This is a genomic window from Luteimonas sp. FCS-9, from assembly GCF_001014645.1.
GTDB lineage: Bacteria > Pseudomonadota > Gammaproteobacteria > Xanthomonadales > Xanthomonadaceae > Luteimonas.
In genome coordinates, this window is record NZ_LASZ01000026.1 from 1 (window position 1) to 21,996 (window position 21,996).

Genomic DNA, 21,996 nt, shown 5'->3' on the forward strand with positions numbered 1-21,996 from the left:
AAATGCCCCCACCCCAACCCTCCCCCGCAAGGCGGGGGAGGGCGCCACGCGACTTCCGTTTCATCGAACGGCTGGAACTGCTGCACCTCTCCCGCGCGCGGGTGAGGGCGCGGCCCCGAATGTCTGGAAGTTCCATTCCGACTGCACCTCCCAGCACACGGGCGAGGTTGGGCGTGGCTGGAGCACGCGGATCGCAGGATCGTGCACCTCCCCCGCACGCGGGGGAGGTCGACGCCGCAGGCGTCGGGTGGGGGCACGGGCCTTCCCCGGAACCCACCCACCCGTGCCCTTCAGAAGCCCGCGGCGAGGTCCCAGGCGATGCTCGCCTCGACGGGATCGGGCGGTGGCGCCTGGGACGGCGGCACGCGCGCATCGTCGAGCAGCGCCTGCAGTTCGTCGTGCGCCGCGGCCTCGAGGCGCTGCAGCAGGTCGGCCGGCAACCGGTGCACGGTGGCGTCGGCCGGCGTCACGGGCGCCGTCAACGGGCAGGCCCCGGTCGGGACCGGGGCCTGGGGCAGGGTGTTGCTGGCGGAAAGCGGGTCCAACTCAGAACAGCTCGACGGTTCCCGCGCCCATGCTCTCCTGCGCGACCGGCTTGTGCGGCGGCTTCTCCCAGGCCGTGCGCGACTCGCGCAGGCGCTGGCCGATCCGCTGCAGCGCACGCATCATCTCCTCGTCGAGCGCGCCGCCGTTGCGATGCAGGATCTCCTGCAGGTCGATCGCCTCGCGGTTGATCGCGTTGAGGCGCTCGAGGTGCGCGTGCACGCCGCCCAGGGCCTGGGTCGCGATGTCCTCGAACTGCAGCGCCCGCACCGCGTCGCCGACGCTCGAGTCGATCGCGCGACCGCATTCGGAGATCTCGCGCATGCCATCGCCCAGCGAGCGGTTGATCGCGGCCACCTGGGTCAGCATGCCCGCCGCCTCGGCGCGCGCGTCGCGCGAGCGGTCCAGGTCGCGCGAGGCCATGTTGGAGACCGTGTCGCGGACCTTGGCGATCGACTCCTTCGACGAGTGCGCCAGCTTGCGGATCTGCTCGTTGAACGCGGTCGAACGCTCGGACAGGTTGCGGACCTCGTCGGCGACGACCGCGAAGCCGCGGCCGGCCTCGCCGGCGCGCGCGGCCTCGATCGCGGCGTTGAGCGCGAGCAGGTTGGTCTGGTCGGCGATCGACTTGACGTCCTCGAGCAGCGCGAAGATGCCGTCCAGGTGGCCGGCCATCTCGTCGATGTGCGACACCGTGGTCACGCTCTGGCCGCTGACCTGCTCGAGCGCCTCGACCAGCTGCTCCATGCGCTGGCTGGCGTGCTGCGCGAAACGCGCAACGTCCGCGCCGCCCATGCCGTCCTGCTCTCCGGCATGGTCGAGCAGCCGGCCCATCGCCTGCGCCTGCTGGCGCGACTTGCGGTTCATCGCGTCGAAGCTGCTGCCCAGCGCGCTGACCGCCTGGCGGATCAGTTCGCGCGCGCGCTCGACCTCCACCCGCGACCCCTCGATCTCGGCGCCGACGAACTGGCGCAGTTCGGTCAGCAACTGGTCCTGCTCCTTGAGCACGCGGACCTGTTCGGGCGAGCGCCGGGTCTCGCGGCGCAGCAGCCAAGTGCCCAGCACCAGCCAACTGGCGGTCAGGGTCAGCAGGATCGCCCACCGGACCGGCGCCGCCCAGCCGAGCGCGAACGCCAGCGGCAGAAGCAGGGTCAGCGACAGCGGCGCGGCGAGGCGGATCAGGATGCGTGCGTACATGGGCGCTCTCAGGGAGGTTCTCACGCCCCCGGTATCGGCACGCCATGCCGGGCCTTTAGCAGACGCCTGGATGCGACCCGCGCATCGGGCGGCCCGCTGCGCCGCCGTTCAGGGGACCAGACGCGCGATCGACTCGAGCATGCGTCCGCGCGAGAACAGCAGGTCCCACTGGGTGCCGCCGAGCTGGCGCCACAGCACCGCCGCGCGCACCGCCGCCAGCAGCAGCGCCCGGATCTCGGCGACCACGCTGGCCTGGCCCAGGTAGTGCGGCGCGCCCTGGACCATCACCCGAGGCCGCAGCTGGCTGATCGTCTCGGCGTACAGCGCGCCCAGCGCGTTGAGCACGTCGGGATGGCCGGCGCCCAGCGCCTCGGCCTGCGGCGCGATGCGGCGCAGGCCTGCGCTCACCGCGTCGATCACGTCGGGCTCGGCCGAGAACCGACGCTCCAGGCGGATCACCGACATCGCCAGCTTCGGCACGCCCTCGTCGCGGCTCTGCCGGGTGAACAGGTCGCGCAGCAGGCGCAGCCCGGGCTGCAACCGCGGCACGCCGCCGTAGACGTCGGCCACAGAATCGGCATCGATGCGGAACACGCTGTCGATCACCGTCTGCGCGGCATCGCCGCGCGACTGTCCGGATTCGGCGGTGGTGCGGACCTGCTGGAGGGCCTGGGCGAGCGCGGCGAGCGCGAGTACCCGATCGTCGAAGGAATCGCTCATCGCGCCAGTTTAGCGTCTGCGGCGCCGTCCGGCCCGGTCCCCGGTGCGCCGGCGGCGGTGGCCGGCGCGTCGGTCGCCTCGATCACCGCGCCGCCCAGGCAGCGGTCGCCGTCGTAGAGCACCAGCGACTGCCCGGGCGTGACGGCCCGCTGCGGACGCGCGAAGCGCACCGCCAGCGTGCCGTCGTCGCGCACCTCGACCTCGCAGGCCTCGTCGGGCTGGCGATAGCGGGTCTGCGCGCTGGCGGCGAACCGACGGGCCGGCGGCGCGCCGGCGATCCAGTGCGCCTCGGCGGTCCAGGTCGTCTCCGACAGCAGCCAGCGGCTGTCGCGCTGCTGGTCGACCACCAGCACGTTGTCGTGGACGCGCTTGTCGACCACGTACCAGGGCGCGGCGGCGAAGCCGCGCACGCCGCCCAACTGCAGGCCCTCGCGCTGGCCGAGGGTGAAGAAGAACACGCCCGGATGCCGGCCGACCACGCGCCCGTCGGGGGTCCGGATCTCGCCCTCGCGGGCGGGCACGTAGCGGGCGAGGAAGCTGCGGAAGTCGCGCTCGCCGATGAAGCAGATGCCAGTCGAGTCCTTCTTCTCGGCCGTCGCCAGGCCGTGCGCGCGGGCGATCTCCCGCACCTGCGACTTGGGCAGGTCGCCGAGCGGGAACAGCGTCGCCGCCAGCTGCGCCTGGCCGAGCTGGTGCAGGAAGTAGGTCTGGTCCTTGCCGCGGTCGTGCGCGCGCAGCAGCTGCCAGCCCGACGCGTCGCGCGCCACGCGCGCGTAGTGGCCGGTCGCGATGCGGCTCGCGCCCAGCGCATGCGCCGCGTCGAGGAAATGCCGGAACTTGATCTCGCGATTGCACAGCACGTCCGGGTTGGGCGTGCGGCCGGCCGCGTACTCGTCGATGAAGTGCGCGAACACGCCGTCCCAGTACTCACGCGAGAAGTCGCGGAAATGGATCGGCAGGCCGAGGCGTCCGGCCACCGCGACCGCGTCCCGGCGATCGTCCTCGGCACGGCAGCCGCGGCGGCCGGACGCGTCCTGCGGCTGGCCGGTCGCAGCGCCCGCGCCGTCCTGCGCGTCGTCGTCGGCCCAGTTCTGCATGAACAGGCCGGCCACCGACGTGCCGGCGTCGCGCAACAGCAGCGCGGCGACCGACGAGTCGACCCCGCCCGACAGGCCGACGACGACGTCCGGCGCGCTCATCGCAGCTGGCGCAGCAGCGACAGCGGGTGACGCTGCCCGGCCAGGCAGTCGGCGACGACCTGCCACACCAGCGGGCTGCGGTGGCGCGCGGCCTCGGCGCGCAGCGCCTCGGGCGTGAGCCACAGCGCCTGCACGATGCCGTCGTCGAGCGCGCGGTCCGGGTCGTGCGCCAGCGGCCGGGCGACCACGGCGACCCGGATGAAGTGCCGGCCGTCGGCCTCGCCCGGACGCGGCGGCGACTTCCACTGGTACAGGCCGATCAGCGCGGTCGGCTCGACGGTCCAGCCCGATTCCTCGAGCGTCTCTCGCACCGCCGCATCGACCAGTGCCTCGTCGGGCTCGAGGTGGCCGGCAGGCTGGTTCAGCACCAGGCGACCGTCGACGCGTTCCTCGACGCACAGCACCCGGCCGGCATCGAACACGACGCTGGCCACGGTGACGTCGGGCTGCCAGAAGCGCCCGCTCATCGCGGCGTCCCGGCGGCAGCGTGCGACGCCGGTCGCGGCGCGGGCCCGGTGGCCCCGGGGCGGGCGGCGCCCGACGGCGTCGGGCGGGAAGGGAAACGGACGGGCATGGGTATCGGGACGGGGGAAACGCGGCATTCTGACCCCGGCGCTCCCGACGCGTCCATCGCCGGCGCCTATAATTGGCCCATGAGCCGCAGACATCAGCACGAGCACGACCACGGCACCGTCGTGGAGACCAGCAGGCCGGAGGTGGCGCCGCCGCCGCTGTATTCGGTGCTGCTGCTCAACGACGACTACACGCCGATGGATTTCGTCGTCGAGATCCTGACCCGTTTCTTCGCGCTCGACATCGAGCGCGCCACCCAGGTGATGCTGCACGTCCACACCCGCGGTCGCGGCGTGTGCGGCGTCTACAGCCGAGAGGTCGCCGAATCGAAGGTCGCGCAGGTGAACGAATACGCACGACTGAACCTTCACCCCTTGCTGTGCACGATGGAGAAGGCCTAATAAGAGCCGGCCTGACAGGCGCCGGGCAGGGATGGAAAAGCCGGGTCCGGGCCCCCATCCAGGGTTGCAGTGATTCCGGAGGCTCCGCCCCATGTTCAGCAAAGATCTCGAGTTCACGATCGGCCAGTGCTACAAGCGCGCCCGCGAGGCCCGCGACGAGTACATGACGGTCGAACACCTGCTGCTCGCCCTGCTCGAGAACCCGTCGGCCGAATCGGTGCTCAAGGCCACCGGCGCCGACTTCGCCCGGCTGCGCGGCGACCTGGAACAGGCCATCCTGACGTCGGTGACCAAGCTCGCCGACGAGGACACGCGCGACACCCAGCCCACGCTGGGCTTCCAGCGGGTGCTGCAGCGCGCCGTCTACCACGTGCAGTCCTCCGGCAAGAAGGAGGTCACCGGCGCCAACGTGCTGGTGGCGATCTTCGGCGAGAAGGACTCGCACGCCGTTTACTACCTCAACCAGCAGGACGTGACCCGGCTGGACGTCGTCAACTATCTCTCGCACGGCATCGCCAAGAGCGGCGGCGAGGAGCCCGAGAGCGCGCACGACGACGGCGTCGCGGGCGCGGGCGGGGAGGGCGAGGCCAAGGGCGACGCACTGGCCGAGTACGCCAGCGACCTCAACGCCGCGGCGCGCGACGGGCGCATCGATCCGCTGGTGGGGCGTGCAGAGGAGGTCGAGCGCACGATCCAGGTGCTGTGCCGCCGCCGCAAGAACAACCCGCTCTACGTCGGCGAGGCCGGCGTGGGCAAGACCGCGATCGCCGAGGGCCTGGCCAAGCGCATCGTCGATGGCGAGGTGCCGGAGGTGCTGGCGGAGGCGACGATCTACTCGCTCGACCTGGGCGCGCTGGTGGCCGGCACCAAGTACCGCGGTGATTTCGAAAAGCGCCTGAAGGCGGTGCTGTCGGCAATCAAGAAGCATCCTGGCGCGATCCTGTTCATCGACGAGATCCACACGATCATCGGCGCGGGCTCGGCGTCGGGCGGCACGATGGACGCCTCGAACCTGATCAAGCCCGCGCTGTCGTCGGGCGAGCTGCGCTGCATCGGCTCGACGACGTTCCAGGAATACCGCGGCATCTTCGAGAAGGACCGCGCGCTCGCGCGGCGCTTCCAGAAGATCGACATCGTCGAGCCGACGGTCGGCGAGACCTACCAGATCCTGCTCGGCCTCAAGCCCAAGTACGAGGCCCACCACGACGTCACCTACGCCGACGACGCGCTGCAGGCCGCGGTCGACCTGTCGGTCAAGCACATCGCCGACCGGCTGCTGCCCGACAAGGCGATCGACGTGATCGACGAGGCCGGCGCCCGCCAGCGGCTGCTGCCCGAGGGCGTGCGCAAGGCGCTGATCGACGTCGAGGAGGTCGAGACGATCGTCGCCAAGATGGCCCGCATCCCGGCCAAGCAGGTCAGCGCGACCGACAAGGACGTGCTCGAGCACCTCGAGCGCAACCTGAAGATGGTCATCTTCGGCCAGGATCCGGCGATCGAGACGCTGACCTCGGCGATCAAGCTCGCGCGCTCGGGCCTGGGCAATCCCGACAAGCCGATCGGCAACTTCCTGTTCGCCGGCCCCACCGGCGTCGGCAAGACCGAAGTCACGCGGCAGCTGGCGTTGCAGCTGGGCATCGAGCTGGTGCGCTTCGACATGTCCGAGTACATGGAAGCGCATTCGATCAGCCGGCTGATCGGCGCGCCCCCGGGCTACGTCGGCTTCGACCAGGGCGGGCTGCTGACCGAGAAGATCGTCAAGACGCCGCACTGCGTGCTGCTGCTCGACGAGGTCGAGAAGGCGCATCCGGACATCTTCAACATCCTGCTGCAGGTCATGGACCGCGGCGTGCTGACCGACACCAACGGGCGCGAGGCGAACTTCCGCAACGTGATCGTGGTGATGACGACGAACGCCGGCGCCACGCAGGCCTCGCGCCGCTCGATCGGCTTCATGCGCCAGGACCACAGCAGCGATGCGATGGAGGTGATCCGCAAGAGCTTCACGCCGGAGTTCCGCAACCGGCTCGACGCGATCGTGCAGTTCCAGTCGCTGGGGCTCGACCACATCCTGCGCGTGGTCGACAAGTTCATGATCGAGCTCGAGAGCCAACTGCACGAGAAGGACGTCACGCTCAGCGCCACGCCGGCCGCGCGCGACTGGCTGGCCCAGCACGGCTTCGATCCGCAGATGGGCGCAAGGCCGATGTCGCGGGTCATCCAGGACCGGATCAAGCGGCGCCTGGCCGACGAGCTGCTGTTTGGCAAGCTGATGGGCGGCGGCCGGGTGGTCGTCGATGTCGAGGATGGCGAGCTGACGGTGCAGACCTTCGCCGAGCCCGAGCGCCTGCTCACCGCGACGGTGGAGTGACAAGTGCGTCGTCCGGCTCGCCGGGTGGCGCGCGCAACGCGAAAAGGCAGCCGGTGGCTGCCTTTTCGTCGTCCGGCGACGGAACGCGTCGCTTGGGAGCGCGTCGCTTACTTCATGCGGTAGGTGATGCGACCCTTGGTGAGGTCGTAGGGCGTCATCTCGACCTTGACCCGGTCGCCGGTCAGGATGCGGATGTAGTTCTTGCGCATGCGTCCGGAGATGTGCGCAATGATTTCGTGGCCGTTCTCGAGCTTGACGCGAAACATGGTGTTCGGGAGCGTCTCGGAGACCGAGCCTTCGAATTCGATGACGTCGTCTTTCGCCATTCGTGTTGGGTACTCGTCGTTGGGGAGCCGCGCGGAAGCGCGCCGGCAAAGTCGGGTATTGTGGCACGGCCGCCGCGGCGATGCAAAAAAGCCGCATGTCCGTTCGGAGGAGCCCTCTTGCTGCTCGATCGAGGCACTCGGCTTCGGATACTGCGTTGCGCCGGCCGGGGACTGCTCCCCGGCTCGGTCATCCATCCATGGATGACTCGCCGCCGCGGACCATCCCTGGCCCGCTATCGCAATCCCCGGCCGGCGCAACGCACTGAGACCGGGAGATCGCGGCTTCTTCCAAAGAGCAACTCGGCGCTTTTGCGAGAACAGCGTTGAATTTGCCATTGTGACCAGCGACCGGTTCGAAGACCAACGCGCAGGGGCTCAGGGTGTCCCGGCAGCAGTCTGGCCCGCGCGTTGGGCGAATGTCGCGGCACGCTGGACTCCGAACGGCTGGGTCCAGACGCCCGTAATTGGCGACGGTTGTTCGACCAGTCCGGCGATCGCCTCGACGAAGCGCGGGCGGGGCCAGTGCGCGGCGCCGAGCGCGTCCAGGTGCGGGTTGCCGACCTGGGCGTCGATCAGCGGCATCTGCCAACGATGCAGTTGCCGGGCCAGCGCGCCGAGCGCGAGCTTCGAGGCGCCCGAGACCCGGCTGAACATGCTCTCGCCGAAGAACATCCGGCCGATCGCGACACCGTAGATGCCGCCGACCAGCCGGTCGCCCTCGAAGACCTCGATGCTGTGGGCCAGGCCGGCGCGATGCAGCGCGGCGTAGGCCGCCTGCATGGCATCGGTGATCCAGGTCCCGTCCTGGCCCGGGCGCGGGACGGACGCGCAGGCCCCGACCACGGCCTCGAACGCGGTGTCGGCCCGCACCTGCCAGTCGCAGCGGCGCAACTGGCGCACGAAGCGCCGCGGCAGCGCGAACGTCGCGGTCTCGAAGACCGTGCGCGGATCGGGCGACCACCACAGGATCGGCTGGCCCTGCGAGAACCACGGGAAGATGCCCAGCCGGTAGGCGTTGGCCAGCCGGGCCACCGACAGGTCTCCGCCGAACGCCAGCAGGCCGTCGGGGCGGCGCAGGGCCGAGGACACCGGTGGGAACGGTGCCTGCGGATCGTCGCCCAGCCGCGGCAGGTGCAGGCTCAGTGCGATGCGTCCGCGCGGAACGGGCCGCTTGCGCCGAGCGAGGCCGCGTAGCCGCGGATCGCCTCGGCCTCCTGCGCGCACCAGTCGCGCAGCGCCTCGCGGAACCGCGGGTCGGCGATCCAGTGGCGGCTGTGCACGAACGCAGGCAGGAAGCCGCGCGCGAGCTTGTGTTCGCCCTGCGCCCCGGGCTCGAAGCGGCGCAGGCCTTCGCGCAGGCAATAGGCGATGCCCTGGTAGTAGCAGGTCTCGAAGTGCAGGCCGGGCAGGGCGACCGTCGCGCCCCAGTACCGGCCGTACAGCGTGTCGCCGCCGCGCAGGCACAGCGCGCCGGCGACCGGCACGCCGGCCAGATCGGCGAACACGAGCACCAGTTGCCGCGGCATCGCGCGGGCCAGGTGGCGCAGGAAGCCGAGCGTCAGCGCCGGCGAGTTGCCGTACTCGGCGAACGTCTGCAGGTAGAACCCGTGCATCGTCGCCAGGTCGTCGTCGCTCGCTTCGTCGCCGTGCAGCACGCGAAAGACGACGCCGGCGCGCGCGACCTTCGCGCGCTCCTGGCGGATGTTCTTGCGGTGCTTGTGGTCCATCGCGCCGAGATAATCGTCGAACGTCGCCCAGTCGCCGGGATTGCGCCAGTGGTACTGCACGTCGATCCGCGGCAGCCAGTCGTCGTCGAACGCGGCCGCCTCGTCGTCGGCGTGGAAATTGACGTGCGCCGACGACAGCTGCGCCGCGTCGACCTGCACGCGCATCGCATCGAGCAATGCCGCCCGCGCCGCAGGCGTCCGCGCCAGCAGCCGCGGTCCGGTTACCGGTGAATACGGCACCGCGCACAGCAGCTTGGGAAAATAGTCCAGCCCGTGGCGCGCATAGGCGTGCGCCCAGGCGTGGTCGAAGACGAACTCGCCGTGGGAGTTGGCCTTCAAGTAGGTCGGCGCGGCGGCGACGAGCGTGTCGTGGTCCCACAACGTCAGGTGGTGCGGCGTCCAGCCCCAGTCCTCGAGCAGGCAGCCTTCCGACTCCAGGCCCGCGAGGAAGGCGTGCGCGACGAAGGGATTGCCATCGCCGGACAGCGCGTCCCAGTCCGCCGCGGCGATCGCGTCGAGGCTGCGTACGATGCGCAGCGTGCTCACGCGCCCCAGGCCTTCGCGGCCGCGTCCCGTAGCGCCGCGCGGTCGCCCTCGAAGGCCATCGCGTCGACGGCGCGGGCCAATGCCTGCGCCGCATGCCGGCGCGCTGCCGCCGCGAACGCCGGGTTGCCGGTCGCGGCGATCGCGGCCAATCCCTTCTGCAGGCGGATGCCGACCTCCAGCAGGCCGGCGCCATCGCGCGCCAGCAGCGGGAACACATCCTCGAACGCATCGCCGATCGCGATCGCCGGGACGAACACGCGCGCATGCCGGAGACCATCGTCGGCCGTCGTCGCCGTCGCCCACTCGCAGAGCAGGCGGGTGGCCGTGCCGACCACGTCGATCGCGGTCCCGCTGTCGTTGGTCGCCGGCGACAGCGCCCGGCTGCCGATCTCGGTCAGCACGACCAGGCCATAGCGCGGATCCTGGTCGAAGCTGCGTTCGTCGCCGATCGTGAAGGCATCGCGCAGGGCCTCGACCGTCTCGTCGTCCGGCTGCGCCCCCTCGACGACCAGCATCGGGCGGCCGGGCGCGGCGAAGGTGCCCGGCCGCGAGAGGACGTGCACCACGCACGCCCGATCGGCCGCGATCTGCGCCAGCCTTGCCACGTCGACGTGTTCGACATAACCGACCCGCCCGGCCTCGACCGGGTGCCCGCCGTCGGGCGCGCCCATGCCCGGTGCGCCGCCCAGGTGCGGATCGCGCAGATGCGCCTGGATCGCGCGCCGCGTCGCCGTCTCGACCAGGTTGATCGTCGCCCCGAGCCGTCCGAAGCTCGACAGCTGCTCGATCCAGCGCAGCAGCGTCAGCGTGATCAGCACGATCACCAGCACGGTGGCGGCGAACAGCACCACGCGACCGCTGTCGCCGTAGAGGCCGGTGCTCAGCGCGATCAGGCCGACCACCGAGAACAGGAAGGCGCCGATGAACGTCGCCAGCGCGCTCTGCGCCGCGCTGTCGGCGATCAGCAGGCGCGTCGCGCGCGGGGTCGCACCGGTCGACGCCGAGCTGTAGGCCGAGACCATCGTCGACAGCGAGAACGTGGTGACCGCGAGCATCGAGGCCGCGAGGATGCTCAGCAGGTTGCCGACCGAGTCGGCGCCGATCCGGCCGGCCAGCGACTCGGGGATCCAGGCCTTGACCAACGCGCCGACCAGCGCGGTGACCACGCCGAGCGCGCAGTACACGGTCGCGCGGACCCACATGCGCCGGCCCTGGCGGCGCGCGAACAGGCGCAGCTGTTCGAACGTCACGGCAGGCGGCCGGCCGCGTCGCGCGCGTCCGCCCGCATGCCGCTCCGGCGATCAGCCCTGCTGGTCGAGGAAGCGTTCGGCATCGAGCGCGGCCATGCAGCCGAAGCCCGCCGACGTGATCGCCTGGCGGTAGTGCTGGTCGGTGACGTCGCCGGCGGCGAACACGCCCGGCACGTTGGTCGCGGTCGCGTTGCCGTCGATGCCCGAACGGATCTCCAGGTAGCCGTTGTGCATCGCCAGCTGGCCTTCGAACAGCGTGGTGTTGGGCGTGTGCCCGATCGCGACGAAGAACCCGTGCACGTCGAGGTCGCGGGTCGCGCCGTCGTGCACCGACTTCACGCGCAGCCCGGTCACGCCGGCGTCGTTGCCCAGCACCTCGTCGACCGTGTGGTGCCAGACCGGCTCGATCCTGCCGGCCTGGATCTTCGCAAACAGCTTGTCCTGCATGATCTTCTCGGCGCGCAGCGTGTCGCGGCGGTGCACCAGGTAGACCTTGCGGGCGATGTTGGACAGGTACAGCGCTTCCTCGACTGCGGTGTTGCCGCCGCCGACCACGGCCACGTCCTGGTCCTTGTAGAAGAACCCGTCGCAGGTCGCGCAGGCCGACACGCCGCGGCCCTTGAACGCCTCTTCCGACGGCAGGCCCAGGTACTTGGCGGTCGCGCCGGTCGCGATGATCAGCGCGTCGCAGGTGTACTCGCCGCTGTCGCCCTTGAGCCGGAACGGTCGCTGCGACAGGTCGGCGGTGTGGATGTGGTCGAACACGACCTCGGTGTCGAAGCGCTCGGCGTGGGCCTGCATGCGCGCCATCAGGTCCGGGCCGAGCAGGCCGTGGGCATCGCCCGGCCAGTTGTCGACCTCGGTGGTGGTCATCAGCTGGCCGCCCATCTGCATGCCGGTGACGACGACCGGCTTGAGGTTGGCGCGCGCCGCGTACACGGCGGCGGTCCAGCCAGCGGGGCCGGAGCCCAGGATCAGCAGACGGATGTGGCGGGGGCCGTTCGAAGAGCTCATGTAGACTCGCGGTTGGTCGCACTGCGGCGCGTGTGGCGCATAGCTTGGCGTCCCGTCCACTGCAAGACAAGGCACGCCGGCCGCCGACGCGCGCAACGCAGCGTCCGTCGCCGCGCGCGACGGCGACGGGCTGGCTTGGTGCGGGACGCGCTGCCCGTAAATCCGTCGAAGATCCGCATCGCCGGGCGCGATGCCACGCTGCAGGCGCGCCGTGGTTGGCGTAATATCAACGACCTGTATCGAATTCCTCAGGTAATTACCCACGGTGGCACGTCCGCTCTCTGATCGCGTCAAGCGCGCCCGCGGCGCCGAGAAGGCCACTGCGAAGGCGGCCGCTGCCTCGGCCGCACCCAATCCGCGGCGCCAGCGGCTGCTGCGCGACATCGCCCTGATCGTCATCGCGCCGCTGCTGCTGTACCTGCTGGCGTGCCTGGTCACGTATTCGCACACCGATCCGAGCTGGTCGACGCAGGGCGGGGTGGTCGCGACGCAGATCCACAACGTCGGCGGACCGGTCGGCGCATGGACGGCCGACATCCTGCTGTGGCTGTGCGGCCTGATGGCCTACCTGCTGCCGCCGATCCTCGGCGCGGTGGCCTGGATCGCGCTGTTCGGCATGGACGCAGGCAGCGAGGGCCGGGCCGACTTCGGCCCCGCGCTGCGCCTGGTCGGCATCGTCGGCTTCCTGGTCTCGGCCGCGGGCCTGCTCGCGCTGCGGTTCGACGTGCTGGCCGACTATCCGGCCGGAGGCGGCGGCATCCTCGGGCGCCTGGTCGGGCGGTCGTTGTCGGGCGCGTTCGGCCAGGTCGGCGGCAACCTGTTCCTGATTGCGCTGTTCCTGGTGTCGGTGACGCTGGCCACGGGCCTGTCGTGGTTCGCGCTGATGGACCGCATCGGCGGCTGGATCCTGCGGCTGCCGCCGCTGCTGCGCCGAAGCAGCAAGCAGGCGACCGAATGGAAGGCCGCGCGCGAGCACCGCGAGGAGCGCACCGAGGCGCGCAAGGTCGAGACCGAGCTGCGGGCCAAGCGCGCGCCGGTGAAGATCGAAGCGCCGGTCATGCCGCCGGTGGTCGAGAAGAGCGAGCGCGCCAAGCGCGAACAGCAGATCCCGATGTTCCAGGGCGTCAATGCCGAGGGCTCGGACGTGCCGCCGCTGTCGCTGCTGGACCCGCCCAAGCCGCAGCCGAGCGGCTACGACGAGGCGACGCTCGATACGCTGTCGCGGCAGATCGAGTTCAAGCTCAAGGACTTCCGCATCGACGTCGAGGTCAAGGAGGCCCAGCCGGGCCCGGTGATCACGCGCTTCGAGATGGAGCCCGCGCCGGGCGTGAAGGTCAGCCAGATCAGTTCGCTGGACAAGGACATCGCCCGCGGCCTGTCGGTCAAGGCCGTGCGCGTGGTCGACGTGATTCCCGGCAAGTCGGTGATCGGCCTGGAAATCCCCAACGTGCGCCGGGAGATGATCTATCTCACCGAACTGCTCGATTCGAAGGAGTACGACAAGTCGGCCAGCCCGCTGACACTGGCGCTGGGCAAGGGCATCAGCGGAAATCCGGTCGTCGCCGACCTGGCACGCATGCCGCACCTGCTGGTCGCCGGCACGACGGGCTCGGGCAAGTCGGTCGCGGTCAACTCGATGGTGCTCAGCCTGCTGTTCAAGGCCTCGCCGAAGGACCTGCGGATGCTGATGATCGACCCGAAGATGCTCGAGCTGAGCGTCTACGAGGGCATCCCGCACCTGCTCGCGCCGGTCGTCACCGACATGAAGGAGGCCGCCAACGGCCTGCGCTGGTGCGTGGCCGAGATGGAGCGCCGCTACAAGCTGATGAGCGCGGTGGGCGTGCGCAACCTCGCGGGCTTCAACAAGAAGGTCCGCGACGCGCAGGACGCCGGCCAGCCGCTGTCCGATCCGCTGTTCCGGCCCAACCCCGAGAGCGCGGAGGTCGCCGAGCTGCTCGAGCCGCTGCCCTACATCGTCATCTTCATCGACGAATTCGCCGACATGATGATGATCGTCGGCAAGAAGGTCGAGGAGCTGATCGCGCGCCTGGCGCAGAAGGCGCGCGCGGCCGGCATCCACCTGATCCTGGCCACGCAGCGGCCGTCGGTGGACGTCATCACCGGCCTGATCAAGGCCAACATCCCGACCCGCATCGCGTTCCAGGTCAGCTCCAAGATCGACTCGCGCACGATCCTCGACCAGTCGGGCGCCGAGACGCTGCTCGGCAACGGCGACATGCTGTACCTGCCGCCGGGCACGGCGATGCCCGAGCGCGTGCACGGCGCGTTCGTGTCCGACGAGGAGGTGCACCGGGTCGTCGAGCACCTCAAGCAGAGCGGCAAGGCCGACTACATCGAGGGCGTGCTCGACGAAGTGCAGACGATGGGCGACGGCACCGTGGTCGGCGCGACCGGCCTGCCGGAGGCCGGCGGCGGTGGCGGCGACGAGAGCGACCCGCTGTACGACGAGGCGGTGAAGATCGTCACCGAGACCCGGCGCGCGTCGATCTCCGGCGTGCAGCGGCGGCTGAAGATCGGCTACAACCGCGCCGCGCGCCTGGTGGAGGCGATGGAGGCCGCCGGCGTGGTCAGCGCGCCCGAGCACAACGGCGACCGCAGCGTGCTGGCGCCGCCCCCGCCGCGCTGACGACTGAACCGCCGGTGCGGTCGCCGATGCCGGCACACCTGTGTCGGCATCGCATTCAGGCACCGGTTCGCACACTCCACGCCAACGACTGCCGATCAATCGAGGTTCAAGGATGCGTCCGATCTTCCGTCACTCCCGCTGGCTCGTCGCCGCGTCCGTGCTGCTGGCCGCCGGCCTCGCCCAGGCGGCCGATGCGCGCGCCCAGCTCGATGCGTTCACCCGCGGCCTCAAGGGGCTGGAGGGGCAGTTCACGCAGCAGGTCGCCGACGGCAACGGCCGCGTCAAGGAAAGTTCCAGCGGCACCGTGGCGCTGTCGGCGCCGCGCCTGTTCCGCTGGGAGTACGTCAAGCCGTACCCGCAGCTGATCGTCGCCGACGGCAAGACCGTCTGGGTCTACGACCCCGACCTGCAACAGGTCACGCGCCGGTCGCAGGGCAGCGAGGAACAGGACAGCCCGCTGGCCGCGCTGATCGACCCATCCAAGCTCGACCGCGATTTCGCCGTCGAGCCGGCGGGCGAGCGCGACGGCCTGTCCTGGCTGCAGCTGCGGCCCAAGCAGGCCGACGGCGCCGCGTTCGAGAGCGCGCGCCTGGGCTTCGGCGGCGACGGCGGGCTGGCGCGCATGGAGATCCTCGACAGCCTCGGCCAGCGCACGACGATCGGCTTCACCGGCTGGAAGCGCAATCCGACGTTCGCCGCCTCGACGTTCCGCTACACGCCGCCGGCCGGCGTCGACGTCGTCGGCGAGGAGTAACGCCCGCCGGGCGCCACCGGCCGATCGATCCCGCCGCCGTCGCACGGGTTGCGACGGCGGCTTGCTATCGTGAGGCCCCGTTCTCTGCGTCGCGCACCTGCATCGTGTCCCGTTCCGCCAAGTCCTCCGCCTCGCTGACCGGCGACCTGCTGCAGGTCGACCGCAGCGCCATGCGTCCGCTCGCCGAGCGCATGCGCCCGGCGACGCTCGACGAGATGGTCGGCCAGCGCCGCCTGCTCGCCGAGGGCACCGCGCTGCGGACCGCGGTCGAGGCCGGCAAGGTGCATTCGATGGTGCTGTGGGGGCCGCCGGGTTGCGGCAAGACCACGCTCGCGCTGCTGCTCGCGCGCTACGCCGACGCCGAGTTCAAGGCGATCTCGGCCGTGCTGTCGGGCCTGCCCGAGGTCCGCCAAGTCCTGGCGGAGGCGGCGCACCGCTTCGACGGCGGCCGGCGCACGGTGCTGTTCGTCGACGAGGTGCACCGGTTCAACAAGACGCAGCAGGACGCGTTCCTGCCGCACATCGAGCGCGGCACGATCGTGTTCGTCGGCGCGACGACCGAAAACCCCTCGTTTGAGCTCAACTCCGCGCTGCTCTCGCGCTGCCGCGTGCACGTCATGGAGGCCGTCTCGCCCGACGACATCCAGGAGGCGCTGCGCCATGCGCTGGCCGATCCCGACCGCGGGCTGGGCGACCGCACGCTGCACATCGCCGACGACCTGCTGCGGCTGGTCGCGGTGGCCGCCGACGGCGACGTGCGCCGCGCGCTGACGCTGCTGGAGATCGCCGCCGAACTGGCGGGCGAGGGCGGGGACGTCACCGCCGGCACCATCGAGCAGGTCCTGGCCGACCGCACGCGACGCTTCGACAAGGGCGGCGAGCAGTTCTACGACCAGATCTCGGCGCTGCACAAGTCGGTGCGCAGCTCCAATCCCGACGCCGCGCTGTACTGGCTGGCGCGCATGCTCGACGGCGGCTGCGACCCCGGCTATCTGGCCCGGCGGCTGACCCGGATGGCCGTCGAGGACATCGGCCTGGCCGATCCGCGCGCGCTGCAGATGGCGATCGACGCCTGGACCACCTTCGACCGGCTCGGCAGCCCCGAGGGCGACCTGGCGCTGGCGCAGGTGGCGATCTACCTGGCCAGCACCGCCAAGTCGAACGCCGCGTACATGGCCTTCAACCAGGCCAAGCGCGACGTGCGCGAGTACGGCACCCAGGAGGTGCCGATGCACATCCGCAACGCGCCGACCAAGCTGATGAAGGAACTCGGCTACGGCACCGGCTACCAGTACGACCACGACGCCGAGGGCGGCATCGCGCTCGACCAGACCGGCTTCCCCGACGCGATGGGCGAGCGGGTCTACTACCAGCCCGTCGCCCGCGGCCTGGAGATCAAGCTCAAGGACAAGCTTGACCAGCTGCGCGCCGCGCGCGAGGCGGCCCGCGCCGCGCGCGACGACTGACGCCGCGGCGAGTCCCCACCCGGACGCGCGGCCCTGTCCCACGCCAGTCGGCCGGATGTCCGATGCGGTCGGTCCGCCGACGCGGCACGCTATCCGTCCACGATCGTGACCAGGACGGTGTCCCATGCGATGGACGATGTGCGTGCTGCTGGCGCTGTACGCGCTGCCCGCCGCCGCCCAGTCGCTGCACAAGTGCTGGGATACGGCCGGCGGCATCGTCTACCAGTCGCAGGCCTGCGAGGGCGCGACGCTGCGGCGCTGGGAGATCGCCGAATTCCGCCCGCCGCCGGCCGCGGCGCAGCCGATGCAGGCGAAGCCGACCGCACGCGCGACGCGGTCCCAGTTGGCACGCGAACGCAGCGTCCGCGCCCCGCGCCGGTCGGTCGCCGCCCGCGACGACCGGCAGGCTCGCTGCACGGCGGCCCGCGCGCGACGCGAATCGACGCTGGCCCGTCTCGGCCTGCAGCGCCGCTACGACGACCTGCGCCGGCTCAACGATGCGGTGTCGTCGGCATGCAACCACCGCGGGATCCGCTAGTCGGCGTCGGGGCCGCCCTCGGGGACGTAGATCATGCGGCCGTCCGGCAGCCGGTAGGTCACGCCGGCGCGGATGCCGCCGCCTTCGCCGATCTCGTCGGTCGATTCGTAGCGCGTCAGTTCCTCGCCCTCGCGGATGGTGATGCGCATGTCCGCCTGCCCGGGATTCTCGATCACGACCACGTCCTCGCGCGCGAACGGATTGAGCGGGTTGCGCACGATGACGATCATCAGGATGCCGATGACGACCAGGAACAGGTCGATCAGGTTGACGACCGAGAGGATCGGGTCGTCGGCCTCGTCGCTGTCGAGGAAGCGCATCAGCCGGCTTCCATGCGCGCGCGCTCGATCTCGCGCAGTTCCTCGAGCAGCCAGCGCCGGCGCACGGTCAGCACCAGGAAGGTGATGCTCGCCGCCACCAGCGCCAGGATCACCGCCGAGAACGCGACGACCAGGCTCTCGCCGACCGCCTGCGCATCGTTGCGGGTGAGCGCGAGCAAGGCCGGCCCCATCGGGATCATCGTCGCGACCAGGCCCAGCATCGGCGCGGTGCGCGAGGTGATGCGCAGCCATTCCAGGCGGCGCAGGATCCACAGCTCGAGATCGTCGCTCGCCATCGCGCGCCGGGCGGACGCGGCGGCGAGCGCCGAGCGGTGCCGGCCGCGTCGACGCTGCAGTGCCTCGAACACGAACGCGCCAAGCACGAGGAACGCGTAGGCCAGGGCAAGCAGGATCAGCACCAGCACCGGCACCAGGAACAGGTGGGCGAGGTCGTAGAGACTCGATTCGAGCAGGTTCATCGCGGAGCGGATTCCATCGGAAGAAGACGTTGGTCGCGGCGCTGGCGCCAGGCGCCGGCAAGCAGGCACAGCGCGAGCACGGTGAGCCAGGCGACGCCGGGTGCGGCGGGTGTCGCGTCGGTGGGGGTGGTCGGCACCTCGCGCATCACCCGCCCGCGGATCGCCGGGGGCGTCGCGGCGGGCGCGACGTCTGTCGTCGCAGCACCGGGTGGCGCGGGCGATGGCGCGGCCGATGCGGCGGCCGGCGGCGCGGCAGGCGAGGGGATCGCGATGCCGAAACCCGGCGCGCCGGGTGCGGCGGACGCAGGCGATGCGTCGGCCCGGTCCCGGGCGGCCTCCAATGCGTCCAGCGCCCGCAGCCGGGCATCCAGCGTCTCGCGCACCTCGGGCGTCGCCTGCCACAGGCCGCGGTCGATCGCCTCGCGCATGCGCCGGATCAGCTGCGCCTGCGCGGTCGGATTGTCGCGCTCGAACCACGCGTCGATGCCGAGCGCGCGGACGTCGCGCACATAGGTGTCATGGATCGCCTGCCACTGCGCGTCGCGGACCATCGCCGGATCGGCGACCTGCCAGCCGAACAGGTTGTTGACGGTATCGAGCACCTGCAGCGTGCCCGCGTAGCCCTCGGCCTGCATCGCGCGGATCCACTGCGGGTTGAGTTGCCGGCTGCGCAGCTCGCCGGCAAGGAACCGGGCCGCCTGCGCGGTCCGCGGCGCACCGCCGCGCAGATCGCTGACGTACAGCGCCGGGCTGCGCCCGTCGAGGTGGCGCACCGCCGCAGACAGGCCGCCGAGGTACTCGAACGGATGATCGGTCGACAGCAGGCCGTGGGTGTTGGACGAACGCGACAGCACCGCCGCGTCCACGCCGCGCAACTGCTCGGCGAAGAGGTTGCCGCCGTCGAGCGCGACGCCCCAGTCGCGCGCACCGTAGGCGTACTGCAGCCGCGACAGGAAGGTCTGCGCCAGCGCGGCGTCGTCCTTGTCGGCATCGGGGGCGTCGTCGAGGATGCGGGCGGTGAGCCCGCTGCCGTACTCGCCGGGCGCGTTGCCGAAGATCCGCAGCGCCGCCAGCGTCCGTGCGCGCGCAGGATCGACGCCCTGGTCGACCAGCGCCCGGGTCCGTGCGCGCACGTTGTCCGCGATCGCGTGGTCGCCCTCGGCGGCGAGCCGGTCGATCGCATCGGCCAGTAACCGCATGAAGCCGTCGAACTGGTCGCGGTAGACGCTGGTGACCTGCAACACGACGTCGATCCGCGGCCGTTCCAGCTCGGCGTCCGGCACGATCTCCAGCGCGGTCACGCGCCCGGCGCCGTCCCACACCGGACGCAGGCCCAGCGCATGCAGCGCCTGCGCCTCGAGCACGCCGAGCTGGCGCATCGCCTCAGACGACCACAGGCTGAAGGCCAGCTTGCGCGGCGCCTGCCCGTCGTGGTCGGCGCGGTAGGCCGCCACCAGTTGCGCGAGCGCCTCGCCGCCCGCGGCGTAGGCCGCGCGCGTGGGGATCCGGTCGGGCTGGAACGGATAGAGGTTGCGGCCGCTGCGCAGCGACGGATCGCGGACCGGGTCGCCGCCCGCACCCGGCAGCACGAAGCCGCCGGCCAGGCCGTGCAGCAGCGCTTCGGTCTCCTGCGGATCGGCCAGGCGCCCGGCGCTGGCACGCGCCTGTTCGAGGAAGCCGAGCAGCGCCGGATCGTCGGTGCCGGCCGCGGCGTCCGGATCGGCGAGACGCGCATGCAGCCAGCGCCAGGCCGGGTTGTCCTGCAGCGCGGCGGCGTCGTCGGCAAACAGCTCGTCGGCATCCAGGCCCAGGGCCCGGTAGTAGGGCGCGCTGAGCTGTTGCATGACCGTAGACGTGCGGTGCGCCGGATCCGCGGCCTGCCCGAACACGTGCAGCCCGAGCGGCAGTGTGCTGCGCGCCAGGTCGTGCAGGTGGTCGTGCAGCGCCTGCGCGAACGCGTCGAAGTCGGCCAGCGCGCCATCGCGGTCCCAGCCCAGGTCCCCGGCGATCCCCGCGTCGAACGCCGCATCGACGAGCCGCAGCGCGGTGCGATCGCGCACGCCACCGGCGTCGAGCTGCTGCAACTCGTGCACCAGCGCGTGCAGGTCGCGCAGTTCGTCGTAGAGCCCGGCCGGCGCGAACGGCGGCGTCTGGTGGCTGACGATCACCGCGCGTCCGCGTCGCTTGGCCTGCACCGCTTCGCCGACGTTGTCCTGGATGTAGGGATAGAACACCGGCACCTCGCCGACGGTGGCCATCGGCCAGTCGTGCGCCCACAGGCCGCGGTCCTTGCCCGGCAGCCATTCCTGGGTGCCGTGCGTGCCGAAGTGGAGCAGGGCGTCGGCGTCGAAGGTCTCGCGCACGAACAGGTAGGTCGCCAGATACCGATGGTCCGGGACCGCCCGCAGGTCGTGGGCAGCCTCGCCCGGGCGCGCGCCGCGCGGCGGTTGCGGCAGCAGCGCGACGTTGCCGAGCAGCAGCCGTGGCACCAGCAGCACGGACTCACCGGCGATGCGCCGCGCCGCAGGGCTGTCCTCAGGGGCGCCGTGCGCGGCGAGCACCTCGGCCCGGCGCGCCTCCGGCAGGGCCTCGAACCAACGGCGATAGACCGCCATCGGCACGGCCGCGGCGAGGCCGTCGGCGTGCAGCGCGTCCAGCGTCCCGGATCGGTACAGCCCGGCCAGCATCCGCTGCGCGTCGGCGATCAGCGCCGCCTCGTTGACGCGCTGCGTGCGATAGCCGGCGGCGTCGAGCGAGACCAACAGCCGCTCCAGGCTGCGCGGCACGTTGAGATGCGAGGCCGAGAGGTTGCGCTCGCCGGCGGGATAGTTCCAGAACAGCGTGGCGATGCGCTTGTCGGCCGCGGGCGTGCGGCGCAGCGCGGCGGTGCGCGCGAGCCGGGTCGCCAGCAGCCCGACCTGCTCGGGGATCGGCGTCTGCACGCCGTCGGCGACCGCCGCGACCACCAGCGGATCGGCCGCGCCCCAGCCTTCGGGGACCGCGAGGAACGTCGGCACCAGCGGCGGCGCGAGTCCGCTCGCCGCGGCCCGCCACTGCGCCGCGTCGCCCTGGCGCCAGGTCAGCGCCTGCAGCACCGGCACGTCCAGCACCTCGAACTCGGCACGCCGCAGCGCCGCGCCCTGCAGGTGCGTCATCACGACGATCGCATCGACGTCGAGCCCGGCCAGCGCCTGCTGCAGGCCGTCGGGCCGGGCATCGTCGAACCACACCCCGAACGCATGCACGCCGTGCGCCGCCGCGCGAGCGATCACCGCATCGAGCACCGCCGTCTGCAGCGAGGCGACGGCGCCCGGCGACACCACGATTGCGGCAGAGGGCATGGACTTCGACGCGACGCGTCCGTCGCGCCAGGCCGCGTAGTCGGACGCATCCGCGAAACTGCGGTCGGCATCGGGATGGTGGTAGCCGGTCGTCGGCATCGGCACCGGTGGCGGGATCGCGGCGGCGTCGCGGCCGCGCAGTCGCGCGTCCAGATACTGCAGCAGATGGCGATGGTTGGCCTCGCCGCCGCCGGCGTAGTAGCCCGCGATCCGCGCCACGTCCTCGCCCGGCAGGCCGCCGCCTGCCGGCGGTCCGCCGCCGACGCGCACCCAGCGCAGCCCGGGCCGTTCGAGCAGCGGGCCGAGCGCCGCCTGCACCTGCGCCACGTCCGACGGCCGCGGCGTGTCGAGCAGCAGCAGGTCCATCGCCGCGAGGCGATCCGCCGTGGCCGGGCCTGCGTCGGCACGCACGTGCTCGAACGCCACTCCCTGCGCGGCGCCCAGCGCATCGAGCCGGGCCGTCCGCTCGGGCAGCACGAAGTCCGTCGCCACCACCGCGACCCGCAACGGCGGCTGGGCCGCGGCCGGCAGCCAGGCCAGCGCCGCCAGCAGCCACGGCAGCCATCGCAGGGCAGGGCGCATCG

The 21,996-nt window shown here is 71.6% G+C and carries 19 protein-coding genes; 6 read left to right on the plus strand and 13 right to left on the minus strand.

The genetic code is table 11. From position 1 onward, the window contains the following. Positions 1-290 precede the first annotated feature (290 nt). From WQ56_RS15955 to WQ56_RS15975, 5 genes are all read right to left on the minus strand, one after another. The gene (locus WQ56_RS15955) at positions 291-482 is read right to left on the minus strand and encodes a hypothetical protein (protein ID WP_156170588.1); all 192 of its coding nucleotides are present in this window, start codon (positions 480-482) and stop codon (positions 291-293) included. Positions 483-546: 64 nt separating this feature from the next. After that, positions 547-1,740 (minus strand): methyl-accepting chemotaxis protein, encoded by a 1,194-nt coding sequence (locus WQ56_RS15960; protein WP_047138136.1) that lies wholly within the window; start codon positions 1,738-1,740, stop codon positions 547-549. Between the two features lie 108 nt (positions 1,741-1,848). Then, positions 1,849-2,460: a high frequency lysogenization protein HflD gene (gene hflD, locus WQ56_RS15965; RefSeq protein ID WP_047138137.1), complete on the minus strand. Its 612-nt coding sequence runs from the start codon at positions 2,458-2,460 to the stop codon at positions 1,849-1,851. Further along, complete coding sequence (gene mnmA / locus WQ56_RS15970; protein WP_047138138.1) at positions 2,457-3,659, minus strand: tRNA 2-thiouridine(34) synthase MnmA; 1,203 nt, start codon at positions 3,657-3,659, stop codon at positions 2,457-2,459. The genes hflD and mnmA overlap by 4 nt, the downstream gene beginning before the upstream one ends. Then, a complete protein-coding gene (locus tag WQ56_RS15975; RefSeq protein ID WP_047138139.1) occupies positions 3,656-4,126 on the minus strand; it encodes an NUDIX hydrolase in 471 nt (156 codons plus the stop codon). The genes mnmA and WQ56_RS15975 overlap by 4 nt, the downstream gene beginning before the upstream one ends. Positions 4,127-4,312: 186 nt before the next feature. Here WQ56_RS15975 and clpS point away from each other — a divergent pair, with 186 nt between their 5' ends. Both clpS and clpA read left to right on the plus strand, forming a co-directional pair. After that, complete coding sequence (gene clpS, locus WQ56_RS15980; protein WP_047138140.1) at positions 4,313-4,633, plus strand: ATP-dependent Clp protease adapter ClpS; 321 nt, start codon at positions 4,313-4,315, stop codon at positions 4,631-4,633. A 91-nt stretch (positions 4,634-4,724) separates the two neighbouring features. Next, positions 4,725-7,004, plus strand: a complete 2,280-nt coding sequence (gene clpA, locus WQ56_RS15985) for an ATP-dependent Clp protease ATP-binding subunit ClpA (protein ID WP_047138141.1) — start codon at positions 4,725-4,727, stop codon at positions 7,002-7,004. 107 nt (positions 7,005-7,111) lie between these two features. Here clpA and infA read toward each other — a convergent pair whose 3' ends face one another. From infA to trxB, 5 genes are all read right to left on the minus strand, one after another. Further along, the gene (gene infA / locus WQ56_RS15990; RefSeq protein ID WP_047138142.1) at positions 7,112-7,330 is read right to left on the minus strand and encodes a translation initiation factor IF-1; all 219 of its coding nucleotides are present in this window, start codon (positions 7,328-7,330) and stop codon (positions 7,112-7,114) included. Between the two features lie 375 nt (positions 7,331-7,705). After that, positions 7,706-8,473, minus strand: a complete 768-nt coding sequence (gene aat, locus WQ56_RS19385; RefSeq protein WP_047138159.1) for a leucyl/phenylalanyl-tRNA--protein transferase — start codon at positions 8,471-8,473, stop codon at positions 7,706-7,708. Then, the gene (locus tag WQ56_RS19390; protein WP_047138143.1) at positions 8,470-9,603 is read right to left on the minus strand and encodes a GNAT family N-acetyltransferase; all 1,134 of its coding nucleotides are present in this window, start codon (positions 9,601-9,603) and stop codon (positions 8,470-8,472) included. Before WQ56_RS19390 ends, aat begins: the two co-directional genes overlap by 4 nt. Further along, the gene (locus WQ56_RS16005; RefSeq protein ID WP_231583444.1) at positions 9,600-10,853 is read right to left on the minus strand and encodes a DUF2254 domain-containing protein; all 1,254 of its coding nucleotides are present in this window, start codon (positions 10,851-10,853) and stop codon (positions 9,600-9,602) included. Before WQ56_RS16005 ends, WQ56_RS19390 begins: the two co-directional genes overlap by 4 nt. 51 nt (positions 10,854-10,904) lie before the next feature. After that, positions 10,905-11,867, minus strand: a complete 963-nt coding sequence (gene trxB / locus WQ56_RS16010) for a thioredoxin-disulfide reductase (RefSeq protein WP_047138144.1) — start codon at positions 11,865-11,867, stop codon at positions 10,905-10,907. 265 nt (positions 11,868-12,132) lie between these two features. Here trxB and WQ56_RS16015 point away from each other — a divergent pair, with 265 nt between their 5' ends. The 4 genes from WQ56_RS16015 to WQ56_RS16030 all read left to right on the plus strand — a co-directional run bounded on the left by WQ56_RS16015 (position 12,133) and on the right by WQ56_RS16030 (position 17,272). After that, entirely contained in the window at positions 12,133-14,514 is a 2,382-nt protein-coding gene (locus WQ56_RS16015; protein WP_047138145.1) for a DNA translocase FtsK, read from the plus strand. A gap of 112 nt (positions 14,515-14,626) precedes the next feature. Beyond that, entirely contained in the window at positions 14,627-15,268 is a 642-nt protein-coding gene (gene lolA, locus WQ56_RS16020) for an outer membrane lipoprotein chaperone LolA (protein WP_047138146.1), read from the plus strand. Between the two features lie 170 nt (positions 15,269-15,438). Next, positions 15,439-16,734, plus strand: coding sequence for a replication-associated recombination protein A (locus WQ56_RS16025; RefSeq protein WP_082132483.1), 1,296 nt, complete (start codon positions 15,439-15,441; stop codon positions 16,732-16,734). Between the two features lie 124 nt (positions 16,735-16,858). After that, entirely contained in the window at positions 16,859-17,272 is a 414-nt protein-coding gene (locus WQ56_RS16030; protein WP_047138148.1) for a hypothetical protein, read from the plus strand. Here WQ56_RS16030 and WQ56_RS16035 read toward each other — a convergent pair. From WQ56_RS16035 to cobN, 3 genes are read right to left on the minus strand one after another with little or no spacing between them, the layout of a single operon-like run. Continuing rightward, positions 17,269-17,592, minus strand: coding sequence for a DUF2149 domain-containing protein (locus tag WQ56_RS16035; protein ID WP_047138149.1), 324 nt, complete (start codon positions 17,590-17,592; stop codon positions 17,269-17,271). The genes WQ56_RS16030 and WQ56_RS16035 overlap by 4 nt on opposite strands. Beyond that, complete coding sequence (locus tag WQ56_RS16040; protein ID WP_047138150.1) at positions 17,592-18,071, minus strand: MotA/TolQ/ExbB proton channel family protein; 480 nt, start codon at positions 18,069-18,071, stop codon at positions 17,592-17,594. Before WQ56_RS16040 ends, WQ56_RS16035 begins: the two co-directional genes overlap by 1 nt. Beyond that, complete coding sequence (gene cobN / locus WQ56_RS16045; protein ID WP_047138151.1) at positions 18,068-21,994, minus strand: cobaltochelatase subunit CobN; 3,927 nt, start codon at positions 21,992-21,994, stop codon at positions 18,068-18,070. Before cobN ends, WQ56_RS16040 begins: the two co-directional genes overlap by 4 nt. Positions 21,995-21,996: the final 2 nt, after the last annotated feature.